The sequence below is a fragment of the Actinomadura harenae genome (assembly GCF_003696215.1).
GTDB lineage: Bacteria > Actinomycetota > Actinomycetes > Streptosporangiales > Streptosporangiaceae > Spirillospora > Spirillospora harenae.
The window spans coordinates 1-16,179 of sequence record NZ_RFFG01000022.1; the positions used below are offsets into that span (position 1 = coordinate 1).

11 protein-coding genes and 1 pseudogene are annotated in these 16,179 nt (G+C 67.6%); 4 read left to right on the forward strand and 8 right to left on the reverse strand.

What is annotated here, in order from left to right; genetic code table 11:
- Positions 1–263: 263 nt before the first annotated feature.
- Positions 264–881 carry a hypothetical protein gene (locus tag EBO15_RS14460; RefSeq protein ID WP_122194901.1) on the reverse strand — a complete coding sequence of 206 codons (618 nt, stop codon included), beginning with the start codon at positions 879–881 and terminating at the stop codon, positions 264–266.
- 276 nt (positions 882–1,157) lie between these two features.
- On the opposite strand from EBO15_RS14460, the gene EBO15_RS14465 reads away from it, so the two are divergent.
- The 3 genes from EBO15_RS14465 to EBO15_RS14475 are packed head-to-tail and all read left to right on the forward strand — an operon-like array spanning position 1,158 to position 5,213.
- Positions 1,158–2,150, forward strand: a complete 993-nt coding sequence (locus tag EBO15_RS14465) for a LuxR C-terminal-related transcriptional regulator (RefSeq protein ID WP_147481498.1) — start codon at positions 1,158–1,160, stop codon at positions 2,148–2,150.
- A gap of 28 nt (positions 2,151–2,178) precedes the next feature.
- Positions 2,179–3,981 carry a S9 family peptidase gene (locus tag EBO15_RS14470; RefSeq protein ID WP_122194903.1) on the forward strand — a complete coding sequence of 601 codons (1,803 nt, stop codon included), beginning with the start codon at positions 2,179–2,181 and terminating at the stop codon, positions 3,979–3,981.
- Complete coding sequence (locus tag EBO15_RS14475; protein ID WP_158628227.1) at positions 3,978–5,213, forward strand: MFS transporter; 1,236 nt, start codon at positions 3,978–3,980, stop codon at positions 5,211–5,213. The genes EBO15_RS14470 and EBO15_RS14475 overlap by 4 nt, the downstream gene beginning before the upstream one ends.
- Positions 5,214–5,313: 100 nt before the next feature.
- On the opposite strand, the gene EBO15_RS14480 is transcribed toward EBO15_RS14475, so the two are convergent.
- The 7 genes from EBO15_RS14480 to EBO15_RS14510 form a co-directional block, all read right to left on the reverse strand.
- On the reverse strand, positions 5,314–7,278 hold the full coding sequence (locus EBO15_RS14480; protein WP_122194905.1) for a hypothetical protein: 1,965 nt from the start codon (positions 7,276–7,278) through the stop codon (positions 5,314–5,316).
- Positions 7,275–8,432 (reverse strand): 5'-methylthioadenosine/S-adenosylhomocysteine nucleosidase, encoded by a 1,158-nt coding sequence (locus tag EBO15_RS14485; protein ID WP_122194906.1) that lies wholly within the window; start codon positions 8,430–8,432, stop codon positions 7,275–7,277. Before EBO15_RS14485 ends, EBO15_RS14480 begins: the two co-directional genes overlap by 4 nt.
- Positions 8,429–9,163 carry an NUDIX hydrolase gene (locus EBO15_RS14490; RefSeq protein ID WP_122194907.1) on the reverse strand — a complete coding sequence of 245 codons (735 nt, stop codon included), beginning with the start codon at positions 9,161–9,163 and terminating at the stop codon, positions 8,429–8,431. Before EBO15_RS14490 ends, EBO15_RS14485 begins: the two co-directional genes overlap by 4 nt.
- Before the next feature lie 615 nt (positions 9,164–9,778).
- The gene (locus tag EBO15_RS14495) at positions 9,779–10,180 is read right to left on the reverse strand and encodes a superinfection immunity protein (RefSeq protein WP_122194908.1); all 402 of its coding nucleotides are present in this window, start codon (positions 10,178–10,180) and stop codon (positions 9,779–9,781) included.
- Between the two features lie 18 nt (positions 10,181–10,198).
- Entirely contained in the window at positions 10,199–11,098 is a 900-nt protein-coding gene (locus EBO15_RS14500) for a hypothetical protein (protein ID WP_122194909.1), read from the reverse strand.
- Between the two features lie 26 nt (positions 11,099–11,124).
- Positions 11,125–13,083 (reverse strand): toprim domain-containing protein, encoded by a 1,959-nt coding sequence (locus tag EBO15_RS14505; protein ID WP_122194910.1) that lies wholly within the window; start codon positions 13,081–13,083, stop codon positions 11,125–11,127.
- Entirely contained in the window at positions 13,080–13,418 is a 339-nt protein-coding gene (locus EBO15_RS14510) for a hypothetical protein (protein WP_122194911.1), read from the reverse strand. Before EBO15_RS14510 ends, EBO15_RS14505 begins: the two co-directional genes overlap by 4 nt.
- Positions 13,419–14,108: 690 nt before the next feature.
- Between EBO15_RS14510 and EBO15_RS46795 the strand changes: the two are divergent.
- Positions 14,109–16,172, forward strand: a pseudogene (locus EBO15_RS46795) (type I polyketide synthase); the annotation flags it as partial.
- Positions 16,173–16,179: the final 7 nt, after the last annotated feature.

Genomic DNA, 16,179 nt, shown 5'->3' on the forward strand with positions numbered 1-16,179 from the left:
CGCACCCAACAAGGCATGACCAAAAAGGAGATCATCCGCTGCCTCAAACGCTACATCGCCCGCGAGCTCTACCAACTCATCACATCAAACGATCTTGAACTCGCCGCTTGACATCCATAGGAGCATCTCCAAACCGGTTGATCGACGCAATAGGGCAGCGAACTCCGTGCGCTGCCCGGGGGCTGGTATTGCCGCGACGGGAAGCCTCGGGCCGTCTTCGGTCTGCGGGGCTTCGTGTGACAGAGCTCTTGGCGGTTGGTCGGTCAGCTCGGCGGCTGGAGGGCAGCAAGTGCATCTTGCAGGGGTTGGGCGCTGAACGCGTGGGTGATGGTCGTGGGCCAGTGGGCGGGGTGTGGGCGGCGGTTGGGGCCGTGGGGCCAGTGGCCGCGGAGCAGGGCGATGAGGTCGAGGCCGGCCCAATAGTCGATCGTCTGGTGGATCACGTCGGTGTTGTCGCCGAGCGTGGTGACCCAGATGGTGGTCGGTACCGGGAGGCCTGCGCGAACCCTGTCGGCTTTGGCCTCGAGATGTTCGATGGAGTCTTCCAGGGTGTCGAAGACGGACAGCCGACCATCGAATGCCCCGTTGGTCCCGTCGGCGCGGTGGCCCCGAAGGATGAGGGCCAGGTCGTGGTGAGTGGTGACGACGTCGGGGAGGCGTTCGTCTTCGATGAGTGCCTCGGCGAAGGCCGTGCGAAGCCAGTCGGCGGCGAAGGAGCCATCGATTCCGCAGTGGAGAGGGCGGGCGATGCTATGGAGAAGACGCTGCCTGGGCGGTCTGCGGATCGAGTCCGCTTCGACGGAGTCGAGGGGCGGGTGGTTGGACGGGTCTGAAGCCGGAATGAGGCTGGTCGTGGTGCTGGCCTGAGGCTGATGGCTCACGGTGTCTCCTGTCGCTGGGCGATTGCCTAGATGGAAGCCGAACGGCCAGGTCGGAAGCCACGCTCAAAGTCGTCAAGACAGGAAGTGGTCTCGCGAAGTCCTCGGGGGTGCTGAGTCGCGAGTGGCCGGAGTGCCTCGTGGTTCGGGGATCCAGTGGGCGTCTCACCTTCGTCGCCCGGACGTGATCAGTTTTGGTCTGTGGCTAGAACCGCCCACGCGCGTCACCGTCCTGTTACGCTACGTGACTCCGATTGGGCTGAGCGTCAGAGGAGCGATGTGGCGGACGGGCCAGAGGTGGCAGCGCGTCTACTGGAGGGCATCGTCCCGGACGAGTTGTACAACGCCTACCGAGTGTTGCTCGATGGGCAGGGGTGCCCCCCAGAGGAGGAGCACGCGACGCTGGGGAGTGCAGAGGTCGTCTCTGCATTGCTTGACCGGGGGATGGCCTACCGGGGGCCGGAACCGGGGGAGGCGCCTCGGTTGTTCCCGGCGCCGCCGCACCTGGCGCTCCAGGCTGTGCTGGTCGAGATCAACCAGCGGCTGAGCAACGAGCATGAACGGCTGCTGGTCGGTCATCGCCGCTTGGTCGAGTACATCCCCACTCCATCGGCGAGCGGGCAAGGCTCGTCCCGCGGACTGATCGAGGTCGTCACCGACCCTGAGGAGATCACGCGGCTGTCCGGTGCCCTGGTGAACGCGGCACGGCGCGACTGGCTGACGCTGGAGAGCTACCTGACCGAGGGCCCGATCGACGAAACCGTGATCATCGAACCGCCGTCCGCCCTCCGGAAGGGCGTGCGGAGTCGCACCATCTACGAGAGCCGCTGGGCCGATCATCCCATCGTCACCGAGAACATCATTGGTGCCGCCGAGCTCGGTGAGGAAGCCCGGCTGCTGCCCGGTGTCGGGATGAAGATGAAACTTGCCGACGCGAGTGTGGCGCTGCTCCCTCTCGGGCCGACCGGCATGACGGGCGCGGTCCTCGTTCGCTCACCGGTCATCGTCGCGGCGCTACGCGAGTACTTCGAGATGTTGTGGGAGCGGGCGACGCCGGTCGGAGCCGTGCAGTCCGACAACCCGCTCAGCGAAGACCTCCGCGCGGTGCTGGCACTGCTGGCCCAAGGCGCAGATGACGACGCCATCGCTCGTCGGCTGAAGATCAGCACAACGACGGTCCGGCGGCGATTCACCATGATCCGCGAAGAGCTGGGAGCCGTTTCCCGCTTCGCGGCCGGTGCCGCGGCGGTCCGCCGCGGCTGGATCAAGTAGCTCACTCCACACCAATGTCAGGAGCGGCATGCCCTCGTTCCAGTATCAGGACTTTGTTCCCCACCAGCGGTTCCAGCGTGCTTTGGCCTTCGCTCCGCAGGGCGACCGCCTCGCCTTCTCGAGCAACGCGGGCGGCACTTCCGCGTTGTGGACGGTGCCGACGACTGGGGACCCCGCACGCAAACTCGCGCAGATGCCTGGACGGATCGTTCGCCAGGCCGCCTGGACGCCGGACGGCGCCGCTGTGGTGTTCACCGCGGATTTCGAGGGTGATGAGCAGTACGGCATCTTCCGGGTCGGGCTCGATGGCGACGCTCCGATCCCGATCGTCTCAGGCCAGGACTGCCAGTGCATCATCGCGCGGCGCCCCTTCGATTCGGAGGGTCGTCGTCTCCTGTACGCGGCCAATGACCGTGATCCGGCTGTCCAGGATCTGCTGATTCGGGACCTGGCAACAGGTGATGTGCAGCGGATCGAGCCCGAGGAGGGGGTCGCTTTCACGCCTGTGATGCTCTCCCCGGACGCTCGTTGGGTGTTGGTGTCGGGCTTCCGCTCCAACACCGATGTCGGCGCGTACCTGGTCGACCTCGCCCGTCCGGACGACAGGCCGCAGTGCGTCACCAATGAGCACGGAACGGCTCTGTACGAGCCAATGTGCTGGGCCCCGGATTCTTCCGGCTTTTACCTGCTGACCGACCTGTGGGGATTCACAGCGGCGGCCTTCTACCGGTTGGACGATCACTCCCTGAGCCCGGTCTCCCAATACGATTGGGACGTCGAGACGCTCGATGCGGCAGGCGGGTCGCTCGCCTGGACCGTCAACGAGGCCGGACGGTCGGTCCTGTACGTCCGGCGAGCCGAGGGCACCGCCGGGATTTCTGACGTGCCCAGCGGTGTGATCTCGACGTTGAGCCTGTCGGAGGACGGCCGGATGGCGGCGATGTTGCTGGATTCGCCATCGCGCCCGGAGGAGATCCTGCTGGTCGATTTGGACGAGGGCGCTTCGCGCCGTCTTACCGACGGCAGACCGTCGGCGCTCCGTTCGGTCGCCCCGGTCGAGCCCGAGTTGATTACCTACCCCTCGTCCGGCGGGCGCGATGTCCACGCGTTCGTCTACCGGCCCACGACTCCGGGTCCTCATCCGGTGCTGTTGTCGATTCATGGTGGGCCCGAGGGCCAGGAACGTCCGCGATATGCGGCCCTCTACCAGCACCTGCTCCATCACGGGATCGCGGTGTTCGCCCCCAACATCGCAGGTTCAACCGGCTACGGCCGGGTCCACCAGAAGCTCATCTACCGTGACTGGGGCGGTATCGACCTGGAGGATCTGGACCACGCCGTCCGCTACTTGCACACCCGGCCCGATCTGGACGTCGACCGGGTCGCGGTCTTCGGCGGCTCCTATGGCGGGTTCGCCGCGCTGTCCTGCCTCGCGCGCCTGCCGCACCGCTGGGCTGCGGGCGTCTCGATCTGCGGCCCTTCGAATCTCGTCACTCTCGCCTCGGAGGCCCCGCCCACCTGGCGCAGCGTGGTCGACGCCCTCTTGGGTAACCCCGAGACGGACGCCGATCGCCTGCTGGCCAACTCGCCGATCACCCATGCGGACGCCATCGACGCACCGTTGCTCGTATTGCAGGGAGCCCGGGACCCGCGGGTCCCGCGCGCCGAGTCCGACAATCTCGTCGAGCGGCTCCGTAACCGTGGTGTCCAGGTCCGCTACGAGGTCTTTCCCGACGAGGGGCATGGCTTCGCCACGCAAGCCAACGAGTTGCGCGCATACTCCGAGACCGCCGCGTTCCTCATCGCCCATCTCGCCAAGGACGGACGGTGACCGCGTTCCGCCTGCTCTCCAATCCGGCCGTCGCCCCGCTCCTCGCGGCGCGACTCCTCTCGTCGGCCGGGCTCGGGTTCGGGCAGGTGGCGCTCGTCTGGGGCATGAAGGCGAACGGTTACGGCGCCAGCGCGATTTCCCTTGTGGCAGCGTGCAAGGCTTTGCCGGCCCTTTTGATTCTGGCGGGCGGAGTTCTGGGGGACCGTTTCAAGCGTCACCATGTCCTTGCCGCCGCCGAACTCACCGCGAGCGCCACGTGGCTGGCCATCGGTGTGTGCCTGCTCGACGGCCGCACCCCCACGGCCGTGTTGTGTGTCCTGGCCTTGCTGTCGGGGACGGCGTTCTTCGTTTTCCTGCCGACCGTTCGAGGCATCGTCGCCGACCTGCTCCCCGGTGCGGAGCGGCATGCTGGAAACGCCCTTGTAGGCCAGACCGAGGCGGTCGGCGCACTAGTCGGCCTGGCCGCAGCAGGAGCGGTGGTGGGGTCGTTCGGTGCGGCATCGGCAGCCGTTCTCAAAGCCGTGCTGTGCCTTGTCAGTGCTGCCTTGCTGCTACGGCTCAAGGTTCCCCTTCGTAGGACGAAAGCGCCCGGCCCGATTTCCGAACTGGCCGCTGGCTGGAAGCATTTCGCCGCCCACCCCTGGATGTGGGCCACGGCGCTGCAGTTCACCGCCGCCGTCATCGCCACCGCGACGCTCACTGACGTCATCGGACCGCTGTTCATGTCAGAGCATGGCCGCAGCGCCAGGACCTGGGGAATCATCGGCGCCTGCGAAGCCTTTGGCGCTCTTGCCGGGGCGGTCCTGGCAGTCCGCTGGAAACCACGTCGCCCGGTCACCGTCGGGATCGTCCTCCTGACCTTCGCCGGAGCACCGTTGCTGGCCGTCGGCATCACGACCCCGTCCCCAGTCATCGCAGCGACAATGGTGGCATCAGGTGTTGCCAAAGCGGTCTTCCTGGTCCTTTGGCTGACCCAGCTCCAAAAGACGCTTCCTGTTGAGATGCTCGCCCGCGTGAACAGCTGGAGCATTGTGCCCGCCTACGCCTTGGCGCCCATCGCGCTCCTGCTCGTCGGCCCGCTCACGGAGGCTGACGGCCCCGGTCACGCAGCGCTGGCGATTGCAACCACAACGCTGCTCGCGACCATCGCCGCGCTGCTCGTCCTCCTGCTGGGAGCCCGTGCGGCCAACCGGAGAGAGGAAGACGCAACCGAACTCCTCACGGCCTCGTAGGGACCTCTATGGCGCCAGCGGAGAAGGAGACGCGGTCGCCAAGTCGTTGTGGCCTCGTCACTCTTCGGCGGCGTGGGGTTCCCCATGCGGCCGCGTGACCTCATGGCTGTGCCCTTCGGCGGCGTGCCTGTTCGATCCACAGCTTGCCCTCTGCTGCGATCCCCTCCATGACATGGAGGGTGTGGCCCAGACCGGCGGCGTCCAGCGTCGTCTCAGACACTGTGGCGGAGGTCTCGTCTACATGGAGTTCCTCCATCGCGGCGGCCAACATCTCCGCCTTGACCAACTCTCCGTTGACGAGGGCGAGTTCAAAACTGTGGTCGCCATCGTCGGCTTGGCGTACCCGGACGGCTGCAACGGCTTCGTAGCGGTAGTTGGTGCGGTTCCGGTCGTGGAAGGTGCCCCGCTTGAAGTCGAGGTCAGCATTGAGCTGGCGTACCCCATCCCTGGTGAGGAGGAAGAGGAGCAAGCGATAGCGCGTGTAGCGCCGAGGCCCGTTGCGGACCCGTGCACGCTTGGTCGGGGACCCAGGAGCTTCGATGAAGGCGTGCGCGATCATGTCGCTCATGCTCAGGCCGTAGTGGTGTAGCGCCTCGTTCAACAGCACTTTTCGGTCGCGGTCCAGCCAGACGGCCATGTCCGGGTCGGTCGGCTTGTCGGCGAGTTTGAGCTTCCAGCGTTGGTAGGCCGCGTCGCAGCCCTCCTGGATCTTGGCCGCCTCGGCATTGTCGGCCGCGTACCGTCGACGCTCCATGGTGATCCGCAGCCAGGCACGGACAGCGGTCGCCCCGGCCGGCAGCGCCAAGAGCATGGACCCGATTGCGCTTGCGGGTGAGGTCCAAACTGCAAATCCCACTGTCCAGATCGTCCCACTGGTGAGGACGGCGAGGCCGAGTAGGGTCACCACCTTGATGGCCGGCGGGGCTGCAAGTTCCCGCTGGTAGTCCCACAGCGTTCTCTGCTCCCACTGTCGACGGACCTCACTCACCCGGTATCGGATCAACCAGGTGATCTCTTCCGCGCCGGTGCGCTGTTCCCGATAGACCTCGACAATCTCGTTTCGGATGCTCCTGCGGATCCCTGCTGTGCCGGTCAGCCAGTCGGAGCGGCTCGTGTTGCGTGGCACGTACTTGGCGAAGTAGCGATCGAAGTGCTGGTCCACCTTGCCGACGAAGCCATCGGCTTTCGTACGAGGTGCATGCTCTCGAGGCTGTCTGTACTCCTTGTCCTTTGTCAGCCGCCTCTCGGTGAGGAAGTGCCATTCGGCGCCCGCGCGTGCAGCGCAGAGTCCACCGCCGATACCCAGCAAGAACACAAGTAACGTGAACAACTGAAGGTCCCGTACCAGCAGATTTGCCATGTTGACCGCTGTGGCGAACAAGACGACCGCGGCGACCATACCCTGGACCCAGGTGCTGGTCGGTATGTCCGGCGGTCGGACCGGACGGACCCGAGGCGGAGCAGGGTCTGGCTCGAAGAACTTCCATACTCGTTCGCTGCGGTCTTCCGCCATCTGATCACGCTGAGCCTCTTCCAGAGCACGGCTCCACATCTCATCCTTCAGTGGCCCGTCGAGGAACGGCTCCAGATGCCGGAGGATCATGCCACGTTGAGGGTCACCGAGACCGTCGAAGTCCTTCAGCAACGGGCGGAGATCCGTGTCGGGCTGCCCCGCGGCATCCAGGAGACGGATGACGGTCTTCGCACCATCGGCCCAGGCGTCTCCGCCGGTGAGGTCACAGCCGATCGGTGCATGGCGGAGCGCCGCGATGTCCTCCTGCGGCATCTCATTCCATGTCCTCCCACTTACGAGGGCGAGTTGCCAGTGGAAGCACACCCTGTTGCCGGTGAGACCAGCAGCCAACACCGCCTCGCCGATCAGCTCCCGGGCTTTGCCCGGTATGCCGCCGTCGAGCGCGCTGACGCCGAACTCGAACCTCTCGGAAGGAGACGCGCCTGGGGGAGGCGAGTAGATATTGACATCGCCGTGGACGATCCCTGTCTGCACCCCGACGTAGGCATGAGCCTCGGCGTAGTTGGCCGTGGTCGCCTCGGGCTCGGTCATGACAGGCTCCGAACGAGGCCCAACACGCTCGCCACCTCGGTTGCCAAGGCGGCCACGTCTCCGACGAGTCCGCGCAACTTCTTCAGCGCGAGTGCCACCGCACTCGTGTTCTGCGGGGTGGTTTGCAGGGCTTCGCGGGCATCGTCGAGCTCGGCGCGCGCAGCGCGGAACGTGTCCTCGTCGATGAGCCCTGCGTCTCGGGCCTGCTCAAGCCGGGAGGCCAGGTCCGCGATGGCTTCGAGAGGACTTGCCAGTGTGGCCTTCTCGCCCTCGATCCGGACACCGCCATGAACGTGCCCGGCCTGCACACCCACCCTCGCGTTGCCCTTGGCGATGTTGCGGACTGCCTCACTCATCTGCGAGCTCCCCGGCGTTGCGGTTGTCTCGGGCTGTTGGCGGTTCGGTTCGTCCGTCGTGAGGTTCTCTGCCAGGGCGGCGGTGAATGCCGCCGCGTTCGCCACGGCTCGCGGCTGCCATCGCTCGCGGTCGGTGGTCTCCTTGGTGCCGTCGGCCCGATCACTGACGCCCCGGATCACGACCACCGGAAGCGAACTGTTCAGATGTGCCGCCTGGGCAACACCGGCCCCTTCCATCTCGATCGCCAGCGCATCGTTGTAGTGCCCCCGGATCCAGTCGGCGTGTGCTGAGATCGTGGAGTTGAGCACCACCTCGCCGGCCGCGATGGGCCCGAAATGCACTTCCGGCAGGCGGCGTTTCGCACGTCCGTTCCCCGTCCAGGAGCGCCCACGGGCAATGTGCCGGGCGATCTGGTCGGCGCCATGCGACACCTCCCAGACACGGGGACGACTCTTGAAGCCGTCGTCCTCGCTCGTCCCACCGTGGAAGGCGTAGATATGGGTCGCCACGACCACGTCGCCCAGAGCGATGTGGGAGTGCAAGGCTCCCGCCACCCCCACGAACAGAAGTGCCACAGGGGAGAACTCGGCGATGGCACGTTCGGCCAGCACCGCCGCAGATTGATTGCCCTTGCCGACGAGCCCCAGAGCTATGCGGCACCGCCCATCGTTGAGTCGGCCGACTTCGAAGCGGGTGCCCTGCGGATGCCGATGCAGCAGGGGGCTGCGCAGCTTCTCACGGACAGCGTCGTACTCGACATCCAGTGCCGTGAGCACAACGATCGTGCTGTCGCTCATCCTTCTGACCCCTTTGTGTCGGGAGATTCGGTCGGCCGGACCATGGGGGGAGACAAGTCCTTGCGTCGGCCCGCCTTGAACAGCCGAGCAGGCCGTCCGGTCGTGACCTTGCGACCGGTGTCCGCCGCGAGGATGAAGCCGCTGGATTTCTGGACCTTGCGATAGAAATTGCGAGGGTCGAGCGGCATCCCCCAGACCGCCTCGTAGACCCGCTGAAGCTCGGTGATCGTGAAGGTCGGGCCGCAGAACGCCGTCGCCAAGGACGATCGTTCGAGCTTTGCTCGCGCGCGCTCGACGCCGTCCTCCACGATCTTCTGGTGGTCGAAGGCCAGTACCAGCTCTCCGCAGAGCACCTGATCGGTGTGCTGCCAGCGGGCGCCTACCGCGTCCGTGCCGGCCGTCGGCTCGGGAAGTCCAGGAGCGACCGCCAGGTAGGCGACGGAGACTACCCGTCCGCGCGGATCACGCCCCGGAGTGCCGTAGACGTCCAGATGCTCCAGATGCAGCGCCTCTGCGTCCATGGCGGCCTCCTCCGCCAGTTCACGATGAGCGGCAGCGGTGAGGTCCTCCTCGGCGTGACGCAGGAAGCCGCCCGGCAACGCCCAGGCACCCTTGTACGGTTCGACGCCACGCTCAACGAGCAGGACGTGCAAACGCGAATCTCGCAACGTCAAGATCACCAGGTCGACCGCGAGCATCACGGCCGGTGGTGTCCAGTGGTCGTTGGTCATGCGATGACGGTAGCTTTTTGTCAGGCAGACAAAAAGTGCCTTAGGGCTGACGTGTTGGCTATTCCCTCGTCACCGATCGGCAAGGTCCGCGGCAGGCGGGGAACCGGTCCGGGCTTGTTCTGGTCTGCCGGGCTTACAGGTGTACCCGGCCGGACATGCCGCGCGGTCCCGAGGTCGCGCCACCGCGGCGGGTGCGCAGGTAATCTCCGCTGTCCAGCGGAGTAGGCCGATGGTGCATTCGATGATGTAGCGGTGGACGCCCAGGCCGGAGCCGTGCGAGGGCTTGCGCTGGGCGCTGACCGGTTGATGCCTCGATTCCAGACCAGTCGCCGGTGCTTGTCGTGGTCGTAGCCCCGATCGGCGACATCCGCCTGGTGCAATTCGGCCGGGCGCGCCTGCACGTAAGCCCGACCCGAACCCCAGCTCCTGAGGCAGGAGTCCCCACCGGATCCTGGTGCAGGACGAACAGGATCCCGCACAGCAACTTCTGGTCGTCCAGTTGCTTGCAGCCCGTGTGGACGCTTGCGCCGCTCGACCTTCGGCAGCGTGGCTCGATGTTTCTCGACGAGCTGTTGCGGGCGATGGGTAGTGGTCAAGCCGGGAGGTGCCTGCCGTTTACCTGCGTCGTTCGTCCCTGGAGTAGTCCGGCTTCAGGTGAAGGATTCGAGGAGATCTGTGGGGGCTGAGCTCGCTGGCAGGTGAGGGGTGACGCCCGAAGCTGCGGTACTGCCCAATGCCGGGGGCCTTTGATGCCGGTTGTTGCGGTGCCGGCTGAGCCGTGGGAAGGACGGCGGTGAGGTCCCTACGAGTGGGCCACTTGACGGCGAATCCCAGCAGGATGAACCAGCCGATGATCGTCGGACAGGCCAGGATGTTGAGCAGGAAGAGGACCAGGACGTCCGCGATCTCGGCGCCGCGAACCGCCGCGATGAGTGTGGGCAGGAACGCGATGAGCGCCAGGACGATGACCGCGGTGAGCACGAGCGCGAGCCCGGTTCCACCCGAGGGGAGCGGCATGGCGTGCCTCCGTTTCGTTCAGTGGTTGAGTTGGCGGGTCCGCTCGGAGATCTGAGCGGAGTGTCGATCATTGGTCGGTCGGCCGTTGGGAACTGCGGTGGGCATCGCGAGGACCTCGTCGATCGTGAAGGGAAACGCAGTATCGGAGAGTGCGGCCTCTGGAGTGTCGATGCCGCTTCCGGCTCTGCGTTCGGAGTGGAGAGGCACTGCCTCGGCGATGACGTTCTCGGGGAGGTTGGTGGCTACCTCGAGCATGGTGCGCAACTCGATCGGGCTTGGGACATGGCCTTTCTCGCCAGCTTTGCTGCGAAGCGTGTCGGCGATGTCACGAGCACGTTCGCGCTGCCGGACTGCTTCAAGGTCCGTTCGAGTCGGGCCGTGCGGGTTCGCCGCCCAGGTGGCGCCATCACCCTCAGACAAGGCTGCACGAGGTATCGGCGGGTCACCGGGGCGACTGTGTGGTGCGCGGGTGAAGAAGGGGGCGGATTCCCGCATGGCCTCCAGCCGTTCCCTCCCCTCGGCGCGAAGTTCGTCATAGCGCTGCATCGCGTACGGGTGGAGCTCTCGGAGCCGAGCTTCACATTTGTCGGCAGCGGATCGAGCCGAGGTGAGGCTGTCGATGTAGGGGTTCGCCGCAGCCCAGGATCGTCCGGTCTCGTAGAGGTCGGCCTGCTGTAGCCACTCGCGGTCGTGTGCAGGGGCCCAGCGGGCTCGAGCTTCGTCGCGCATCGCACGGAGCGCGGTGTCTTCGCGGCGTACTGCCGCATCGTCTCGAGCTTGGCGCGCCTTGTTCATCCGGCGGGTGAGAGCGTCGTGGCCCTGCTTGAGCGCTGCGGTGACGGTGATCAGCTGCACCATGCGCTGGCCGCTGAGGGTGAGGGCCTCGGCGAACGGGTCGGGATGGTGGTTCTCACTCACGGGTGGTCTCCTGTGGCTTGGCTGCGTTAGCGGCTGGGGCGACGGGACGGGCGGTGCGTGGAAGTGGGGGACGTCCTGCCGGGGAGGGGGCTGTGTTCGGGGGCGGGCGGTGCCGGGATGTCCGGGCTGATGGCGTCGGCGACCAGGGTGGTGACGATGTTGGAGGGAACTCCGGTTGCCGTGGCCACTCGGGGGACCTGGCGGGTGATCTCGCTCTGGGGCATCTGGGCGATGAGGCCGGCGGCGGCGCGGGCAGCGGCCACCTGGTGCTCGGCGTGGTCGAGCGTTCCTCCGAAACGGTCGATCTGTGCGTCCACGACCAGGTCAGCCAGGGGAACCACGGATCGTAGTGCTTCGTGTACGTTCACAGATCCTTGGTAGCGCAGAATGTCGGCCGGGTCCTGGTCTTTGGGAAGAATGACGGCGTCGATGGGCCCGTTGACCTGCAGGAGTGTCTTCCAGGTGCGCAGCATCGCGCGTTGTCCGGGGGCGTCGCCGTCCAGTGCGAGGACCAGGCCGACGGTGTCGAGGTCGGCGTGGCGGTGGAGGATCGCCAGGTGCTCGGTGGTGAGCGTGGTGCCGCAGGGAGCGAGTGGTGCGAGGCCGTCTGGGGCGGCTGTGGCGACGGCGATGACGTCCAGGGGGCCTTCGACCAGGAGTGGACGGGCTCCGGTGCTCAGCCGGTCGCGGTGTTCGTGGAGGCCGAACAGGGTTTGGCTCTTGTTGAACAGGCTGGTGGTGGGGGTGTTGAGGTACTTGGGTCCGCGGCCGGTGTCGGGTCGGCGGCCGATGAAGCCGACCACTGTGCCGTCCGGCGTTCGGAGGGGGAGGACGAGTCGGTCGCTGAACAGGGGCCGTCGTCTGTTGCCGGTGTCGCGGGTGAGTCCGGCGTCTTGGAGCGTGGAGTCGGTGAAGCCGAGGGTCTTGAGGTGTTCGAGCATGCCTTGGGTGGGGGCGTATCCGATGGTCCATGTGTCCAGGGCCGCTGGGGGGATGCCGCGTTCGGTCAGGTACTTGGGCACCCAGCTGTCCGGGAGGCGTGCGCGGAAGTAGTCGTGTGCTTGGGCTAGGGCCTTGACCAGGTCCTTCGGTTGAGGTTCGGGTGCTGCTCGGGCCGTTGCGGTTGGGGTTGCGGAAGGGGCTGGGGGTGTTGGTGGTGAGGACTCCAGGCGACGGCGGATCTGCTGGGATGCACGGACGATCTGTGTGGCGGTGTTGCTGGCCGCGTTCAGAGCAGGCGCTCGAGGGTCGGTTCCGGCCCAGGAGCTGATGAGGGGGAAGCGGATCTCGCCGGGGTCGGCTCCGAGGTGGGTCAGGGTGAGGTAGGCGATCGAGTCGGCGCGGACGCGGCGGACGCCTCGGCAGGGTGTCTGGGGATCCGGGTCGGGGTGTTCGCCGCTTTGAAGGACGTGGCTGAGCTGGTGGGCCATGACGGTCAGGGCGAGTTCGTCGTCGAGTTCGCCTGGGAGGACGATTCGGCGGTTGGGGCGTCCCAGGTAGGGCCAGGTTCCCCGGTCGACGTAGACCCCCAGGTCGGCGGCGACTCGCAGGAGTCGTTCGAGCGCGTCGGATGTCGGAGCGGGCTGGGTGGGCGGGGTGCTGTCGAGGGCGGGGCCGTCGGTTTGGGTGATGTCGAATCCGGAGTACGGGACGTCCTGGCGGGAGATGAGCCGGATGCCGTGTTCTCCCTTGCGGACCTGGCGGCTGTGGGCCTGCCAGTCGTTGTAGGTCCGGATCTCTGTTGCTGCGGCGTGCTGTGCGCCGATCAGCAGTGTGTTGGTGAATCCGAATCGTCCGTGCCGGTCGGCCAGGTTGAGCCATGCCGTCCAGGCGAGTCGTCCGTCGAGGAGTTGGCGGGTCTGGTGGTCGGCGATGCCGCGCAGTGCGGCGAGTTGCTGTTGCCGTTGTTCGTCGGCTTGTCGGACGCCGGCACTGGGGGTGGTGTCGGCGTCCGGGCCGGGCGGGGTGAGGTCGGCTGAGGTCATCGCTGCTGGTGGTCCAGCATCCAGACGAGCAGGCGGGCGATGGACTGGACGTCGCTGGTCGGGCCGAGGAGGCGTCCGTGGGCGGTGACGTAGGCGTAGGTTCCTTCGCTTCCCGCGCACATCACGGTCTCGTGCCAGCCGTTCTTGTGGACTCGCAGCCGCCAGATGCGGTTGCGGGGCCGGGTGAGGCGTGTCCGGACGCCGAGGGCCGTCAGTACGGCGCGCAGTCGGTTGAGGCCGACTTCGCGCGCCCGCTGGTCGGGGTCGTCGTGGCCGCGTGTTCTTGGTGCGGGGACGTTCTGGTTGGTGGCGGACGACGAGGTGGGTGTGGTCATGAGCGTCACCTCCAGCAGATGATCGTTAACGAAGCGCGAATCTCATCAACTAAAGTTGTTGGCGCTTCGACAGTGCCCGCCTGGTGAAGGAATGTCAACCATGAGCGCTGCGTCGGTCGGATCGTTTCCTGGAGTTGTCGCAACGTGTCGGTGGGCGTATCCCTGCGGGCGAGTCGGTGGAGCTCGCTGGAGGTGCCACGCCCCGGGCGCCGGGTGTCCATGTGCGTACTGTGAGTATATGACTACATAGTGTTATATTATGAAGCTGTTCCCGCGCTGCCGACCCTCGTAGGGGTCCTCATGACTCCGACCTTCTGATGCGCCGCGTCCGGTGCGCCGCATGGGCGTGCCAGTACCGCCGTGGTGGCGGCGTCGATCACTTTGGGTGACGCACGGGACTGTGTGGGAGGAGTGCGCGGATGCGCTCGTCGGAACAGGCCCTTGCGGGGCGGGGCGAGGTGACAACGGTGGTGCCGGAGGGGGGACCGTCGGGTCGAGGCCGGATGCGCCGGCCCGCCGGTGACGGCTCGAGGATCTCGGTGCCGTTGGGCGGCCGTGGTCATCGCTTCGAGCGCGGCGCGGAGCGTGCGGTGGTCGACGGGCACGAGGCGCCGGTGAACCGGCGGTCGTGCACCGGCGCGAACGCGGAGTGAGGCCGTCGTGTCGGCGTCGCGGGAGCGATCCATTGCGGTGATCGGGGTCGGCTGCCGGTTCCCCGGAGGTGTGGATTCGGCCGCGGGGTTGTGGCGGCTGGCGGCGGAGGGGCGGCAGACGGCTGGGCCGGTGCCGGCCGACCGGTGGGATGCGGCGCGGCTGGCGGCGTTGCATGATCCGGGGCTGGTGGCGAGGGCGGCGCAGGGTTGCTTCCTGGACGGGGACGTGTGGTCGTGGGATCCGCGGGCGTTCTCGGTGGCGGCGAACGAGGAGCGGTGGGTGGATCCGCAGTTCCGGCTGCTGATGGAGGTGGCCTGGGAGGCGGTGGAGCACACGGGTGTGCCGATGGACCGGATGCGCGGGTCCAGAACGGGCGTGTACGTCGGGACGTACGCCCCGGACAATCTGTTCCGTGAGGCGCGGCCGGTGGAGGACGCGCCGAACAGTTCGTACCTGTTCGGGAACTTCACCGCGGGGGCGGCGGGGCGGGTGGCGTTCGCGATGGATCTGCGCGGGCCGGTGATGGTGGTGTCCACGCACTGCTCGTCGGGGCTGGTGGCGATGGACGTGGCGTGCGGGGCGCTGACGTTGGGCGAGTGCGACATGGCGCTCGCGGGCGGGGTGCTGCTGATGTTGTCGCCGGAGACGCACTATTTCGAGGCGCCGCTGCTGCTGTCGGAGCGGGGGGCGTGTCTCGCTTTCGACGCGCGCGCGGACGGGTATGTGCGCGGCGAGGGCGCCGGGGTGCTGGTCCTCCAACGATTGGAGGACGCGTTGGAGGCGGGCGCCCGGGTGCTGGCGGTGATCCGCGGCAGTGCGGTGAACAACGACGGGCAGGCCGGCCGATTGACGGCGCCGTCGACGGACCTGCAGCAGCGGGTGTTCCGGGAGGCGGTCGCCAGGGCCGGGGTCGATCCTGGTGACGTGGGTTTGGTCGAGGCGCACGGGCCGGGTACGGCGTTGGGCGATCCGATCGAGTACACCTCGATCCAGGCGGTGTACGGCCAGGGGCGCGGCAGGTGCGCGCTGGGCTCGGTCAAGACGAACATCGGGCACAGCGAGCCAGTGTCGGGGATCGCCGGGGTCATCAAGGCGGTGGAGTGCCTGCGGCGCGGGCGGGTTCCGCCGAACCGCGGTTTCGAGGTCTGGAATCCCGCGATTCCGCGCGCGGAGGAGTCGCGGCTGTTCGTCCCGACCGATCTCACCGATTGGCCGGTGGCCGGCGCGGCCCGGCTGGCGGCGGTCTGCTCCTACGGGGTGACCGGCACCAACGCCCATACGATCCTGGAGGCCGCGCCGTCCGGGCCGTCGCGGCGGGCGCGGGCGTCGCAGGCCCGGCTGTTCCTGGTCTCGGCCGGATCGGCGGGTGCGCTGTCGGCGGGGGCGGAGCGGCTGGGCGCCTGGATCGAGGGTGACGGCGCGGAGTGCGATCTCGCCGACGTCGCGCACACGCTGGCGGTCCGGCGCCGGCACGCCGACCACCGGCTCGCGGTGGTGGCGGGTACGCGCGGTGAGCTGGCCGGGCGGGAGCGGGTGGTGACGGGTGTCCCTGTGCTGCCGCCCGATCATGCGGGGCCGGTGTTGGTGTTCACGGGGCAGGGCTCGCAGCGGCCCGGAATGGGCCGCGCGCTGCTGGCGTCCGAGCCGGTGTTCGCAGCCGCCGTCGACGAGCTCGAGCCGCTGGTCCGGGCGGAGTCCGGTCTGTCGCTGCGCGAGATGATCGCCGGGCCGGGGGAGTTGACGGGCATCGAGCGGATCCAGCCCGCGCTGTTCGGGGTGCAGGTGGCGTTGGCGGCGCTGTGGCGGTCGTGGGGGGTGGTGCCGGCGGCGGTGATCGGGCAGTCGCTGGGGGAGGTGGCCGCGGCGGTGGTGGCCGGGGTGCTCAGCCCGGCCGACGGCGCGAAGGTCATCTGCCGCCGGTCGGCGCTGCTGTCCACCATCTCCGGTGGTGCGATGGCCTCGGTCCTGCTGGACGCCGGGACCGTTCGGGCGGCCCTTGGCGAGGTCGGCGCGGACGGTGTGTGCGTGGCCGTGGAAGCGGGGCCGGGCATCACGGTGATCTCCGGGGACGTGGCGCAGGTGGCCGGTCTGGTCGAGCGGTGGAACG